Here is a 14,327-nt window from a genome sequence, read left to right on the forward strand (position 1 = left end):
CCGGGTCCGGCGGGACGGCGGCCGCCGCCCGGACCGGCCGCGCGGACGCCGCCGGCGGGCGGGCCGGTTCAGCCGCCGGTCAGGTCCGTCCGCAGCCGCTCCAGCAGCGCGTCCGGGGCGCTCAGGAAGGTGTAGTGGGTGCCGGGCAGCACCACCGTGGAGGTGTCCGCCCACCGCTCCCAGCCGCCCATCAACCCGTACGGCACCTCCGTGTCCTGGTCCCAGCCGATCACGGTGAGCGGGCAGGAGGCGCCGGCCGCCACCGGGCGGTGGTACTTCCGGTTGGCCTCCAGGTCGGCGCGCATCACCTCCAGGAAGAGGTCGAGCATGTCGGGCGGCGGATCCGCGGAGCCGAGCGCCGCGAACAGTCCGCGCAGCTCGCCTCGCAGCCCCTCCTCGGACAGGCCGAGGAACCGGCCGTACGGCCCGTCCTGCGGGGCCACCTGGGAGGAGACGAAACACCGCTCGGGCGGGCGCAGTCCCGCCTCCTGGACGCGCAGCACGGTCTCGAAGGCCGGCAGGGCCCCGCCGCAGTGGCCGAACACCGCGTACGGCCGGTCCAGATAGGCGGCGATGCCGTTCACCACCTCGTCCGCGAGCTGCGCGTAGGTGCCGTAGTGCGGCTCGCGCATCCGGTTCTCCCGGCCGGGGAGCTGCAGCGGCAGCACCTCCACCGGGCCGGTCCACTGCGGCCAGCCCGCGTACATGGAGGCGCCGCAGCCGGAGTACGGGAAGCACAGCAGCCGGAACTCGGCGTCGGGCGAGGGACTGCGCAGGAACCACCGGGGAATCGCCATCACGCCCACCACCGTTCGGCCGGAAGTCACAGGGAGCTGGAACGCCGCCGATCGTAACGAGCGGCTTTTGTTCTGTCATCAGCTCAACCAGCCTCATTTCTCACGTAACTGACGATATGTCAGTGATTCGCGGAACACCAGGGGGTCCCATGCAGGAGGCGGGCTACAGCATTCCGCTGGCGCCGATCCAGGAGCACTTCGTGAGCGCCGGCGCCGGCGGCACCGCCCAGGGCGAGTGCGTCGCCGTCCGTCTGGCGGGCGCGCTGGACGTGGCGGACCTGCGGCGGGCCGCCCTCGCGCTGCTGCGCCGCCACGAGATCCTGCGCGCGCGCACCGTCACGGCGGCGGACGGCACGACCACGCTGTGGGTGTCCCCCGCACCCGAGGATGCGCCGCTGGAGGTGCTGGACCTGTCCGGCCGGCCCGCCGCCGGGCGCGAGGACGCGCTGGCCGCGGCCCTGGCCGCGTTCGCGGCCCGGGAGATGGATCCGGCGGCCGGTTCGCTGTTCCGGCTGCTGCTCGTCCGCCTCGACGCCGGGGCGCAGGTCCTCGCCCTCGCCGTGCACCACCTCGTCGCCGACGCCACCGCCGTACGGATCATGTGGGACGAGCTGAGCCGGGACTGCGCGGCCGGCCCGGGCACACCGGCCGTACCGGATCCGGACCTCCAGTACGGCGACTACGCGGCCTGGGAGCGGGAGCACCTGCTGCCCGCCGCCGAGCGGACCGACGGCCCCTACTGGCGCTCCGCGCTGGACGGCGCACCCGCCGCCCTGGATCTGCGGACCGACCGGCCCCGCCCCCGGGTGAAGGGCACGGCCGGCCGGCGCACCCGCTTCCGGTTCGCGCCGGAGCTGGCCCCCGCCCTGCACGCCTACGCGGCCGGGCGGCGCACCACGGTCTACTCGGTCGCGCTGGCCGCCTTCGCCGCCCTGATCACCCGCTCCACCGGCGCCGAGGACCTGGTGCTGGGCGTGCTCGCCGCGAACCGGACCTCCGCGCAGACCGCCGGTCTGGTGGGCCAGTTCGCCAACACCCTCCCCTTGCGCCTGGACGTGTCCGGCGATCCGACGCTGGACCGCCTGACCGAGCGCTGCGCCCGCGCGGTGGCCGGCGCGGTGGAACACGGCCGGCTGCCCTTCGGCCGCATCCTCGACCTGGCCCGCCCCGCGCGCGACCCCGGCCGGACGCCGCTGATCCAGCATCTGTTCATCCCGCTCGTGGACGCGGTCGGCACCGGCGAGTTCGCGGGGCTCGCGGCGGTGCCGGTGGAGGTGGAGCGGACCCGGGGCCGGTTCGACACCATCGTGGAGCTGGAGGCGACCGAGGAGACGTGCGGGCTGTGGGTGGAGTACGACACCGTCCTGTACACCGAGGCCGGCATCGCCGCCCTGGCCGCCGACTACGAACGGCTGCTCACCGACTGGCTGGCCGACCCCGGCCGGCCCGCCTCGCGACCGGCGCTGACCGCCCCGCCGCCGGGCGAGGCACCGGCCGCCGACCTCGCCGGCCTGCTCGGGCTGGGTCCCGCCGACACCGTGCTCGCCGGCCCCGCTTTCGCCGAGGCCGAGGCGCTGGCGGCGGCGGTCCGGCGGGCGGGGGCCGCGGCCGGCACGGCCGGCGCCCGGGCCGCCGTCGCGGCCGTGCACATCGGCCCCGCCGGCCGGCCGGAGACCTTGCCCGAGGCCGGGACCGTGCTGGTCGACGGCCCGCTGGACCCGGGCGACGTCTCCCGGCTGCGGTCGGCCGGCGCCACGCGCGTCCTGCGCCTGGTCCGCCCGGCGGGCTGCTCCGTCCTGCTCGCCGTCGACCTGACCGGCCCGTCCGGCACCTTCCCGGCCGTACGGCCCGTCGGCGGCACCCCGCTCCCGCCGTCGGCCCCGCTGGCCACCTGCGCCCCCGCGCCCCTCGTGCTCGACGTCGACGGCCGGGCGGAGCCGACCGGGCTGACCGTGCGGCGCGGTCCGGCGGGCGAACTGTGGCTCCTCGACCCGCCGGAGCGGGCCGGCGCCCCCGGCGGCCCGGCCCCGGACGGCCACCCGGCGCAGGTGCTGGTCCCGGTCGTCGCCGAGCTGTGGGCGGAGACGCTGGGCCTGCCGGAGGTCGGCCCGGACGACGACTTCTTCGCCCTCGGCGGCCAGTCGATGCTCGCCGCCCGGCTGGCCGCGAACCTCCGGGAGAGCCTGGGCGTCGAGATCGGTCTGCGGGTGCTGTTCGAGAACTCCACGCCCGCGCTGCTGGCCGAGGAGCTGCACCACCGCGAGCCGCGGCTCGCGGACATGCTGCGGCTGCTCGGCGAGCAGGACCCGGCCGCCGGTCCCGACGGCGCGCGCGACGCTGCCGCGCGGCCCCGCGCCGACGTCGAGCGGACCGTCCCGCTGCTGGCCGCCCAGCGCCAGCTGTGGCTGGCGGAACAGCTCGACCCGGGCCGGCTGACCCACACCATCCCGCTGCTGCTGCGCATCGACGGGCCGCTGGACACCGCCGCGCTGTGCGCCGCCGTCGGGGACGTGGTGGCCCGCCAGGACGGGCTGCGCGGGGTGTTCACCGAGGCCGACGGCGAGCCCGTGCAGCGCATCCTGCCGTTCCGGGGAGCGGAGGTCCCGGTCACCGACCTGTCGGGACTGCCCGCCGAGGAGCGTGCGGCGCGCAACCGGGCCCTGGAGGAGGAGACCGCGTACGGCGGCTTCGACCTGTCCACGGGTCCCCTGCTGCGCTCGCGGCTGGTCCGGCTCGACGCGCGACGGCACGTGCTGCACCTGCTCTTCCACCACCTGGTCACCGACGAGGTGTCGATGACGGTGTTCATGCGCGAGCTGTCCGTCCACTACCGGCGGCGCACCGGCCAGGACACCGCCGGCCTGCCGGAACTGGAGCTGGACTTCGCGGAACTCGCCGCCTCGGAGCGGGAGATGCTGGCCGGTCCGGAGGGCGCCCGGCTGCGCCGGTACTGGCAGGGCGCGCTGGCCGGGGCGCCGGCGCTGGAGCTGCCGACCGATCATCCGCGGCCGCAACGGCCGGGCCACACCGGTGAGTTCCTCGCCCACCCGGCGCCCCGCGCGCTCGCCGACGCGGTGCTCGCGCTGGCCGCCGAGCGGCGCACCACCCCGTACGCGGTCTTCCTCACGGCCGTCGTGGCCCTGCTGCACCACCTCGGCGACGGCCCGGGGGACCTGGTGGTCGGCGTGCCGACCGAGAACCGGGGCCGGCGGGGCGCGGAACACCTGATGGGCTGCTTCCTCAACGTGGTCCCGGTCCGCGCGGACTGCTCCGGAGACCCCCGCTTCACCGACCTGCTGGAACGGGTCGGGGCGAGCCTGCTGCGGGCCTACGACCACCAGCGGCTGCCGTTCCCGGAGATCCTGGAGGCGGCCGGCGCCGAGCGCCCCGCCGACCGGCACCCGCTCTACCAGGTGACCTGCGAACTCCAGCTGGACGGCTGGATGCCGGTGGACCTGCCCGGCTGCCGCGTGGACTACGAGCTGCTCTCGCACGGCACCGCCCGCTACGACCTCTCCTTCCACGGCCTCGTCCGCGCGGACGGGTTCCAGGTCATGCTGGAGCTGGACACGGGCCTGTGGAAGCCCGAGACCGGCCGTCGCCACCTGCGCCGCCTGACCGCGCTGCTGACCGCGGCCACCGCCGACCCGACCCTCCGGCTGTCCGCGCTGGCAGGCCGCCCGGCGCCCTCGGCGTAACGGCCGGACACGGAGGAACCGGCGGACGGACGCATCGCGTCCGTCCGCCGGTTCCTCCGGCCGTCAGCGGGGGCCGGCCGTCGGTTCCCGTTCGGCCAGCAGCCGCAGGCCGCGCCGGTCCAGCTTTCCGCTGGGCAGTTGCGGCAGCGCGCCGACCGCGTGGAACACCTCGGGCACCAGATGCCCGGGCAGCCTCCCGCGCAGCTCCGCGCGGACCTCCTCCGCGTCGAACCCGGGCCGGGGCACGACGAAGGCCACCAGGACCCGGTCGATGCCCTCGTCCCCGGCGACGGTGGCCCCGCACGCGGCGACCTCGGGGTGGTCGCTGACCGCCGCCTCCACCTCGGCCAGCTCCACCCGGAAACCACGGATCTTGACCTGGTCGTCGGCCCGCCCGAGGAAGTCCAGCGAGCCGTCGGGCCGCAGCCGCGCGAGGTCGCCGGTGCGGTACACGCGCCCGCCGTCGCCGTCCGGGGAGGGCAGGAAGCGCTCGGCGGTCAGGCCGGGCCGACGCCAGTAGCCGTAGGAGACCTGGTCGCCCGCGACGTACAGTTCGCCGATCTCGCCGACCGCGGCCGGGCGGCCCTCCTCGTCCAGGACGTGCACCCGGTTGCCCGGGATCGGCTTGCCGATCGGGGGCAGGGACAGCCAGCGCCCGGGGTCGGCCTCCAGCGGATGGCAGGTGACCGCGTGGGTCTCGACCGGGCCGTAGTGGTTGCTGATCCGGCACTCCGGCAGCCGGCGCAGCAGCTCCCGCAGGGCCCGCGTGCACTGGAGCTGTTCGCCGCCGGGGATGATCTCGCGCAGCGCCGACCGCTCGACGGGCACGTCGTCGGCGACCATCACCAGCGCCTGGAGCCCGACGTAGGGCAGGAAGATGCGTTCCACCCCGGAGTCGATCATCAGTTCCCAGGTGCGGACCGGGTTGCGGCGGGTGTCCTCGTCGACGCAGACCAGCGTGCCCCCGGTGGCGAGCGTGGAGAAGATCTCCTGGAGGGCCACGTCGAAGGAGATCGCGCCGTACTGCAGGGTCCGCGACCCCGGTCCGACCCCGGAGGCGCCGGCCTGCCAGCGGACCAGGTTGGCCAGTCCGGCGTGGGGCATGAGCACGGCCTTGGGGCCTCCGGTGGAGCCGGAGGTGTAGAGCAGGTAGCAGCCGTCCCCGGGGTGCGGCTCGGGCAGTTCCGCGTCGGCCGGCACCTCTTCGCCGGCCAGCGCGTCGGCGAGGACGACCGCCTCCCGGCCCTCGCCGGCGAACGGCCCGACGGTGTGCTCGTGCCCGACGACGATCCGGGCGCCGCTGTCCTGGAGCATCATCATCAGCCGGGCCCGGGGATAGGTGACGTCCAGCGGGAGCACCGTGGCGCCGGACCGCAGGACACCGACCAGCCCGACCAGGAGCCCGGCGCTGCGGTCGGCGGCCAGGGCCACGACGTCGCCGTTGCGCACGCCGCGGGCCCGCAGCCGCCGGGCGACCCGGCCCGCCTGCCGCCACAGCGTCGCGTGGTCGAGGCTCCGGTCCCCGTCCACGACCGCCGGGACCCGGCCGTGCGCGGCGGCCGCCTCGCCCAGTGCGCCGACCACCGTCGCCGCGTCGGTCCGTCGTGTCATCGCCGCTCACCCCTTACGGCCGTGGCGTCGGCGAGGAGGGACTCGACCCGGGCGGCCACCGCCGCGAGACCGGGGTTGCGCATGAGGGAGTAGTGGTCGCCGGCGACCCGGTCGACGGTGAGCCCCGGGGCGAACTCCGTCCAGGTGTCCACCCGTTCGGGAGACCGCTCGGCCTTGATCAGGTGCACCGGGCCGGACAGCGGCCCCGGCGGCCGGTAGGCGGCCAGGTTGAGGATGTGCGAGCGGTACACCGCGTACTGCCGTGACATCTCCTCCAGGTCCAGGACCTCGGGGGCGTCCGCGCCGAGCCGTTCCAGCAGGTCCGCGAAGACCCGCCGGGGCGTCAGCCGGTCGGGGGCCGTCACCGGCAGGTCCAGGTCGAAGTCGGCGCGCACGCCCTCCAGATAGCCTTCCAGGATGCGGGTCTCGGCCCGGGGGTCGTTGACGTCTCCTTCGAACAGGAAGGAGTCGAGCATGATCAGGGGCGGCACGGGCCGGCCGCGCTCGGCGAGGAGCCGGGCCATCTCGAACGCCACGACCCCGCCGAAGGACCAGCCGAGCAGCGCGAACGGGCTCCGCTCGGGCAGTTCGGCCGCAAGCCGCTCCAGATAGCGTTCGGCGAGGGCGGTCAGCGACTCGCCGGGGTGCCGGCCCTCGAACGCGTACACCGTGCGGTGGGTCAGCGCGGTGGCGAGCGGCCCGTAGCAGAACACCCCGCCGCCGGCCGGGTGGACGGCGACCACCAAAAGCGGCGCCGGCCCGGACTGCATCCGCACCAGGCTGCCCTCCGCCCCGGCGCCGCCCGCGACGCTGTTCACCCGGGCCGCCAGGTCGGCGACGGTCCGGTAGCGGAACAGCACGCTCACCGGCAGGTCGACCCGGGTGGCCCGGCGCAGCCGGGTCATCAGCTGGATGGCGAGCAGCGAGTGGCCGCCGAGCAGGAAGAAGTTGTCGTGGACGCCGACGCGTCCGGTGCCGAGCACGGAGCGCCAGATGTCGGCCAGCAGGCGTTCGGTGGCGTCGCGCGGTGCCACGTACGGGGGCCGGTTCTCCTCCGCCGGGGCGGTCGCGCCGAGCGCCTCCCGGTCCGCGGTGCCCGTCGCGGTGAGGGGCAGCGCCGCGTGGAAGACGTAGGCGTGCGGCACGAGCACGCCGGGCAGCACCCGCTGGGCGTGGGCGCGCACGGAGTCGCGCAGGGTGGCGAGGTCGGCCCATTCTCCGGTGCCGGTGCCGGCCTCGCCGGTGGCGGGCGTGAGGTGGGCCGTCAGCCGGGGGGAGCCGTCGGGCGCGGTGCCGGCGACCACCCGGGCGTCGCCGATCGCCCGGTGCGCGGTCAGCGTCTCCTCGATCTCGCCGCGCGGGACGCGGACCTGGCGGACGTGGATCTGCCGGTCCTCGGGGCCGAGCACCTCCAGCAGGCCGTCCTCGCGGAACCGGCCGAGGCTGCCGCTGGGCGTCTCGTCGCCGAGGTCGGCGCGGCGGGAGACGCAGACGCGGCCGGGCGCGCCGACCGGGACGAGCCGTCCGGCCGCGTCCCTGATCCGCACCGCGAGTGCCGGGTCGACGGTGCCGGCCAGGTCGTGTCCGGCGGGCGCGTCGCCGGCGCAGCGCCGGGCGGCGATGTCACCGATGCCCTCGGCGCGGTGGACGGTCCACAGCTCGGTACCGGGCAGCAGGCGCAGGCAGCGGCGTTCGAGCGCGAGGGCGAGCGGTTCGTCGGCGACCACGATCCGGCGCGGCTTCAGCGTAAGGCCGCCGTGCTCGACGGCGTGCAGCACCTCGGTGAGCAGGGCGGGGGCCAGCCGCAGGGTGTCGACGTCCTCGGTGGCGAGGGCGTGCAGCACGGCCTCGCGCAGCGGGCGTCCCGGCTCGGGGACGAGCAGTTCGCCGCCCGCCTCCAGGACCCACAGGGCCTCGTCCGGGGCGACCTGCCCGGGGGCCGCGGCGATGAGCACCGGTGCTCCGGGAGGCAGGTCGAAGGCGCGCCGGCGGCGGTCCACCGCGTGCCGCAGGGCGGGGTCCGCGGCCGGGTCGGGCAGCGGCGGCAGCACTCCGGTGCGGTCGCCGCCGCCTGTCCGTACGGCGGTGGCGGCCGGGCGGCGCGGGGCGGGTACGCCGGTGAGCGGCTCGGCGGCGCCGCCGACGCGCCGGAGTTCCGCGAGGTCCTCGGGGCGGAACAGGTCGAGCGCGGTGAGCGGGGTGTCGGGGGCGGCGACGGCCGCGGTGAGCAGCCGCTCCAGCAGGGCCGCGAGCCGGTCGACGGCCGCGGCCGGGAACAGGTCGCGGTTGTACAGCCAGGTGCCGCCCATCTCGCGCTCGCCGACGAAGACGTTGAACTCCAGGTCGAAGCGGACGATCCCGGTGTCGAAGGGCACCAGGTCGGCGTCGAGTCCGGGCAGGCGCACTCGCTCGTCGGAGGCGGTCTGGAAGTTGAACAGCACCTGGAAGACGGGGGTGACCGTGGGATTGCGGTCGGGCTGGAGTTCGACCACGAGTTTCTCGAACGGCATGTCCTGGTGAGCGACCGCGCCGACGGCGGTCTCCCGCGCCCGGGCGGCCGCCTCGCGCAGGCCCGGCTCCCCGGTCAGGTCGAGCCGCATGACGAGGGTGTTGACGAAGAAGCCGACCATGTCCTGGAGGCCGCCGTGCGTCTGCCCGGCGGCGGGGACGCCCACGACGATGTCGTCCTGGCCGGTGAAGCGTTGCAGCAGCGCGGCGAACGCGGCCAGCACCACGACGAACGGGGTGGTCTTCTCCCGGGCGGCGAACTCCAGGACCCGTTCGCGCAGTCCGGGCGCGAACCGGAACTCCCGCACGCCGCCGTTGGCCCGGTGGTGCACCGGGCGGGCGGCGTCCAGCGGCAGTTGCAGCAGACCGGGCGCGCCGTCCAGCCGCTCGCGCCAGTAGCCGTTCAGCTCCTGGAGCCGTTCGCCGGAGAGCCGGGCCCGCTGCCACCGGGCGAAGTCCAGGTACTGCCGTTCCACCGGTGCCAGGCCGGCCGGTTCGCCGGTGCGTTCCTGCCGGTAGAGGGCGTCCAGCTCGCGGAAGAGGGTGACGATCGACCAGCCGTCGCAGACGATGTGGTGCACGGTCAGCGCGATCAGGTGGTCCTGGTCGCCGGCCCGGACCAGCAGCACCCGCAGCAGCGGTCCGGCGGCCAGGTCGAAGGGCTGTCGTACGAAGTCGCGGACGAGGGCGTCGGCGCGGGCGGCCGGGTCCGGCCCGGCGGCGACGTCGCGCACCTCGATCCGCGGCCGGTACGGCGGACGGACCCGCTGCACGGGGACGCCGTCGGTGCCGGCGAAGACGGTCCGCAGCACCTCGTGGCGCCGGATCACCTCCGCCAGCGCCCGGCCGAACGCCTCCGGGTCGGGTGCCGTACGGCTGCGCAGCACGATCGGGACGTTGTAGGCGCTGCTGCCGGGCACCAGGCGGTCGAGGATCCACAGCCGGCGCTGTGCGAAGGAGACCGGGCCGGTGTGGTTGCCTGCCGTCCCCGCGGAGGCGGCGAGCAGCGCGGCGAGCCGTCCGCGCTTGTCCTCGATGTCGTCGTGGGTCTGTGGGTCCCGCATGGCAGCCGTTCCTTCCGAGAGGTCGTCGGGGTGGTGCCTCAGACAGCGACGCGAAGCTCCTCGGGCACGTCGTCGGCGAGCCGGTGCACCGAGCCGAGCACGATCCACACGGTGGCGGCCCATGCCAGCACGGTGGCCACGAGGAAGGTGGCGGGGGTGCCCGCCGCCGCGGAGATCGCGCTGCCGAGGAGCGGTCCGAGCGCGTTGGCGCCCCAGACGAACGGCAGCGCGACCCCGCCGACCCGGCCCATCGCCTGCGGCGGGGTCGACTTCTGGATCAGGGTCATGATGCCGACGTTGGCGATCGGCACCGTGAAGGAGGAGACGCACTGGGAGGCGATCAGCACCACGATCGCGAAGGTCTTGCCGCCCTGGCCGGCGACCGGGAGCAAGGCGAAGGCGAGGCCCAGCACGAGGTGGGTGAAGATCAGCGAGCGGCCGAGGCCGAGCGCGGCGGTGATCCGCCGGGACAGGACGGCACCGGCCACCACGGCGACGCCGCCCGCGCCGAGCGCGAGGCCGACCTGGCCGGCGCTGAACCCGAGGTCGTCGTAGGCGAAGACGATCACCATGGCGAGGACCATGGACACGGCGGTGTTGCCGAAGGCGGCCATCAGGGTGAGGTTGCGCAGCAGCCGGTTGTCGAAGGTGAGCCGGACCCCGCCGCGCAGGTCCTCCAGGGTGGCGGCGAGGCCGCGCCGGGCGGGCGCGGGGGCGGGTTCCGGGGAGCGGACCGACAGCAGGGCGAGGCTGGAGAGCAGGTAGGACAGGGCGTCCGCCGTCACGGCCTTGGCCGCGCCGGTCGCGGCGACCAGCGCGCCGCCCGCGGAACGCCCGAAGACGATCGACAGCGACCGGCTGAGCTGGGTCTTGGCGTTGGCGTCCGCCAGGTCCTGGCGCTCCAGGAGCTGCGGCAGGTACGCCTGGTAGGCGAGCTGGTAGACGACGTCGAAGACGCCCTTGACCACGGCCACCACATAGAGGTGGGTCAGGGTCAGGTGGTCCAGGGCGGCCAGCAGCGGCAGCGAGCCGAGGGTGACGAACCGCCCGACGTTGGCCAGGTGCATCAGGGGCCGGCGGCGCAGCCGGTCGGTGTACACGCCCATCAGCGGGGCGAGGAGGACGAAGGGTATCCACTGGAGCGCGACCAGCAGGCCGACGCCCAGCGCCCCTTCGCCGAACACGAGGACCGCCAGCGACGGGAGGGCGATGATGCTGATCTCGCTGCCCAGCAGGCTCACCGTCTCGCCGGACCACAGCAGGGCGAAGTCCCGGTTGCGGAACAGCACCGATCTGGTCTTGCCAACCATGGGGTCTACCCAACCTCTCTAGAGCTGTCGGACGCGGTGCGGGGATGCGCGGGGTCCGGCCGCGGTGCCGGTACGCCGGCCGGCGCGGTGCCGCGCCTAGGACACCCGTACCGTCAGGGAGCCGAGACCGGCGGCCCGGGCGACCCGGTCCGCCGCGGCGTCGAGGTCCTCGCGGGCCGGGGCGGAGGCGCCGGGGAACAGGGTCACGGCGAGCTGCCGGTCCGTGACCTCCCAGACGCCGGTGACGCGCCCGCCCACGACCACCAGGGGGGAGATCCAGCCGGCGGTCTTGCTGACCTTGGCCCGGTGCGCGGCGGGCAGGATCTCCTCGGCCTTGGTGCCGGGCCCGAGGATGTACTGGTCGAACCCGCCGAGGAGGTGCACCGAGCGGGCCGGCTCGGTGGCGGCCAGCTCCTCGGCGTGCTCGGTGAGCACGTACGCGGGCCGGCCCTCCACCTCCACCTCGGTGAGCCGGTCGCCGAGTCCGTCCACGAAGGCGCGCAGCACGGTCTTGCGCAGGCTGCCCCGGGAGAGCCAGGCGTCGAACGTCTCCGGCCGGGCGGGTCCGTAGGCGCCGAGGTAGGCGGCCAGCGCCCGGGGGCCGGCCTCGGCCGGGTCGGGCAGCCCCTTCCAGCCGGCCACGCGGGTACGGGGACTGGTGAAGGTGATCCGGCCGCCCTGGCCGGAGCCATAGCAGAGCGCGCCCTGCCAGGCCAGCGGCTTCAGCAGGGCCCCCCAGCCGGACTTGAGCTGCTTCTCCATCCCGGCGAACCGCTTGTCCCGGATCAGCTCGGCGGCCAGGTCCTCCCGGGACAGCTCGGTCCCGTCGAGGATCTCGGGGACCTTCTCCGCCAGTGCGGCCACCTGCTCCGGTGTCGCGCCGAACTCCCGGGTCCAGGCCGGTTTCTCCCAGGTCCGCGCGGAGGCGAGCAGGGAGAGGAAGTCGGCGCCCTGGGCCGGGGCGACCCAGTGCAGCGTGCCGCGCATCACCCAGGTCTTCATCAGGGCGCCCTCGCGCAGCGCCGCCGCCAGCGGGCCGGTGTCCGCGCTCGCGCGGCGCAGGGCGATCGCCAGCTCGGCGGAGGAGGTCACCTGGGCCTGCACCCCGCACAGCCGGCCGACCACCTCGGCCGGGCCGGGATCGGCGAGCGGTTCCAGGAACTGCCGCCGCAGCCGCCACGCCAGCACCTGATCCCAGCTGACCTTCATGACGTACTCCTCGCTGACTTTCGGAGGGCGACTGTCCCGGCGGGCCGTCCCCGGGCGCCGGGCGCGGAGCCGCGCGACGGGCCGCCCGGGGCCCCGTGCCCGCTCGCCGGACCGGCCGCCACGCGGGACGTGATAATCCAATGCCCTTGCCACGCATGGCAGTTGGCGCAAAGGGATGCGCGACAGCCTAGCTGACGAGGACCGCTTTCAGGACGGAACCACGCGCGACCGCGTCCAGCGCCGCATCGTGTTCGGCGAGCGCGAAGGTGGTGACCAGGCCGGCCAGGTCGAACCTCCGGACCAGCGCGGGCAGCAGCCGTACGTACTCCACCAGGTGCGCCCCGCTGAAGGCCCAGGAGCCGACCACGTCGAGCTGCCGGTGCACGATCTGGTGCGGGTTGACGAGGGTGTCCCCGCTGTCCGTGTACTGGCCGACCACCAGGTACGACCCGCCGCGCCGGCACAGCCGCAGTCCCTGGTCGACCGCCGCCGGCACCCCGGTGCACTCCACCACCAGGTCGGCGCCCCGGCCGCCGGTCAGTTCCCGCACCCGGGCCAGGGCGGCGGCGGGGTCGGCGGCGCCGGCCACGTCGACGTGGTGATCGGCGATGCGGGACGCGGCCGCGACCGCGAGCCGCCGCTCGGGACCGCCGGCCAGGATCACCCGGCCGGCGCCGGCCAGCTGGGCCAGCGCGGCGGCGGCCAGGCCGACCGGCCCGCTGCCCTGGACCACGACGGTCTCGCCCAGCCGCACCGGCCTGCGCTCGTACAGCGCGTGCACCATGGTCGGTCCGGCGCAGGCGAAGGACATCGCGGCGAGCGGGTCGACCCCGGCGGGCAGCCGGACCACGGTGGTGCGCGGCTGCAGCACGATCCGCTCGGCCCAGGACCCGGCCAGCGCGGGATCGTCCGTGACCGGCCGGTTGACGCCGTAGGTCCGCCGGTTCTCGCACAGGGTCGGTTCGCGGTGGGTACGGCACGGGACGCACTCCCCGCAGGCGATGGAGGACGCCCACATCACCAGGTCCCCGACCGAGAGCGGGTCGCCGTTCGCGTCGCGCTCCGTTCCCGGGCCGAGTTCCGTCACGGTGCCCAGGCCCTCGTGGCCGAGGACCAGCGGGGTCGGGATGGGCAGGTGCCCCTGGCGGAGGTGGAGATCGGTGCCGCAGATCCCGGCCCAGCGGCTCGCCACCACCAGCCCGCCGGGCGGCGCGGGCGGCACCTCGAACCGTCTGAGCGCCAGCGGTTCGCCGAAGCGCTCCAGGACCACCGCGCGGGCCGTGGTCCCGCCGTCCGTCTGCACCGCCGTCATCCGTCGCCTCCTCGGCCTGCGCCCACCAGGGGTTCGTCGCTGACCCGCAGCGGCCGGTTGTCGCGGCAGATCAGGTAGTCGGGCCGGGGTTCGCCCACCGGCCGGGGTTCGTTGCCGACCGCGTTGTAGGTCGCGATCAGCAGCTTGCGCGGGAAGGGTGACATGTTCGGCGCGGAGCCGTGCACGATCTCGGGGTCGAAGAAGACCACCGACCCGGCCGGGCCCTTGGGGCTCTCCATGCCGCCCCCGCGCACCAGGCCGGCGAGCTGCGCGGGCGTGAGGCTGATGTCGTCGGGGTCGAGATGCTGCGCGGACTTCGTGGCGCGCCGTTGGCCGTCGCCCACCAGCCCGGCCCGGTGCGAGCCGGGCACGAAGATGACGGGGCCGTTGAACTCGGTGACGTCGTCCAGGAACACGCCGACGTTCACCAGCCGCGGCTCGGGCAGGTTGTCCGCGAGCCGCCAGGCCAGGAAGTCCTGGTGCCAGGCCCACTGTTCGCCGGTGAACGGCGGCTTGGCGTTCACCTTGAACTGGAAGAGGTACACGTCCCGCCCCAGCAGCCGGCGCACCGGTGCGAGCAGCCGGCCGGTGCGGACCAGGGCGGCGAACTCGGGCTGGCGCAGGTGCGAGCTGTAGACCGCGCGGACGGTGTCGCCGCGCTCCTCCAGGATGCGCTGGTCCCCCGGGATCCGGCTGTCGCGGTCGAACGCCGCCCGCAGCGCGTCGAGTTCCGCCGCCTGGAACACCGACTCGACGAGCAGAAAGCCTCTCTCCCGGTACCGGCGGACCTGTTCGTCGTTCAGTTGCATGCGTCCCCC

8 protein-coding genes are annotated in these 14,327 nt (G+C 75.3%); 1 reads left to right on the top strand and 7 read right to left on the bottom strand.

The window, feature by feature from the left end; all coding sequences use genetic code 11:
- Positions 1-68 precede the first annotated feature (68 nt).
- On the bottom strand, positions 69-797 hold the full coding sequence (locus ACH4OA_RS17695; RefSeq protein WP_397969660.1) for a thioesterase II family protein: 729 nt from the start codon (positions 795-797) through the stop codon (positions 69-71).
- A gap of 149 nt (positions 798-946) precedes the next feature.
- Here ACH4OA_RS17695 and ACH4OA_RS17700 point away from each other — a divergent pair, with 149 nt between their 5' ends.
- Positions 947-4,495 (top strand): condensation domain-containing protein, encoded by a 3,549-nt coding sequence (locus ACH4OA_RS17700; protein ID WP_397969661.1) that lies wholly within the window; start codon positions 947-949, stop codon positions 4,493-4,495.
- Positions 4,496-4,558: 63 nt separating this feature from the next.
- Here ACH4OA_RS17700 and ACH4OA_RS17705 read toward each other — a convergent pair whose 3' ends face one another.
- From ACH4OA_RS17705 to ACH4OA_RS17730, 6 genes are all read right to left on the bottom strand, one after another.
- The gene (locus ACH4OA_RS17705) at positions 4,559-6,106 is read right to left on the bottom strand and encodes an amino acid adenylation domain-containing protein (protein ID WP_397969663.1); all 1,548 of its coding nucleotides are present in this window, start codon (positions 6,104-6,106) and stop codon (positions 4,559-4,561) included.
- Positions 6,103-9,678, bottom strand: a complete 3,576-nt coding sequence (locus tag ACH4OA_RS17710) for a condensation domain-containing protein (protein WP_397969665.1) — start codon at positions 9,676-9,678, stop codon at positions 6,103-6,105. The genes ACH4OA_RS17705 and ACH4OA_RS17710 overlap by 4 nt, the downstream gene beginning before the upstream one ends.
- Before the next feature lie 38 nt (positions 9,679-9,716).
- Entirely contained in the window at positions 9,717-10,988 is a 1,272-nt protein-coding gene (locus ACH4OA_RS17715; protein ID WP_397939126.1) for an MFS transporter, read from the bottom strand.
- 96 nt (positions 10,989-11,084) lie between these two features.
- A complete protein-coding gene (locus tag ACH4OA_RS17720; protein WP_397969667.1) occupies positions 11,085-12,197 on the bottom strand; it encodes a DNA glycosylase AlkZ-like family protein in 1,113 nt (370 codons plus the stop codon).
- Between the two features lie 187 nt (positions 12,198-12,384).
- Positions 12,385-13,509: a zinc-binding dehydrogenase gene (locus ACH4OA_RS17725; protein ID WP_397939122.1), complete on the bottom strand. Its 1,125-nt coding sequence runs from the start codon at positions 13,507-13,509 to the stop codon at positions 12,385-12,387.
- Positions 13,506-14,318: a phytanoyl-CoA dioxygenase family protein gene (locus ACH4OA_RS17730; protein WP_397969669.1), complete on the bottom strand. Its 813-nt coding sequence runs from the start codon at positions 14,316-14,318 to the stop codon at positions 13,506-13,508. The genes ACH4OA_RS17725 and ACH4OA_RS17730 overlap by 4 nt, the downstream gene beginning before the upstream one ends.
- Positions 14,319-14,327: the final 9 nt, after the last annotated feature.

It is taken from the genome of Streptomyces sp. NPDC017095, from assembly GCF_044332325.1.
In the GTDB taxonomy this organism is placed as follows: domain Bacteria; phylum Actinomycetota; class Actinomycetes; order Streptomycetales; family Streptomycetaceae; genus Streptomyces.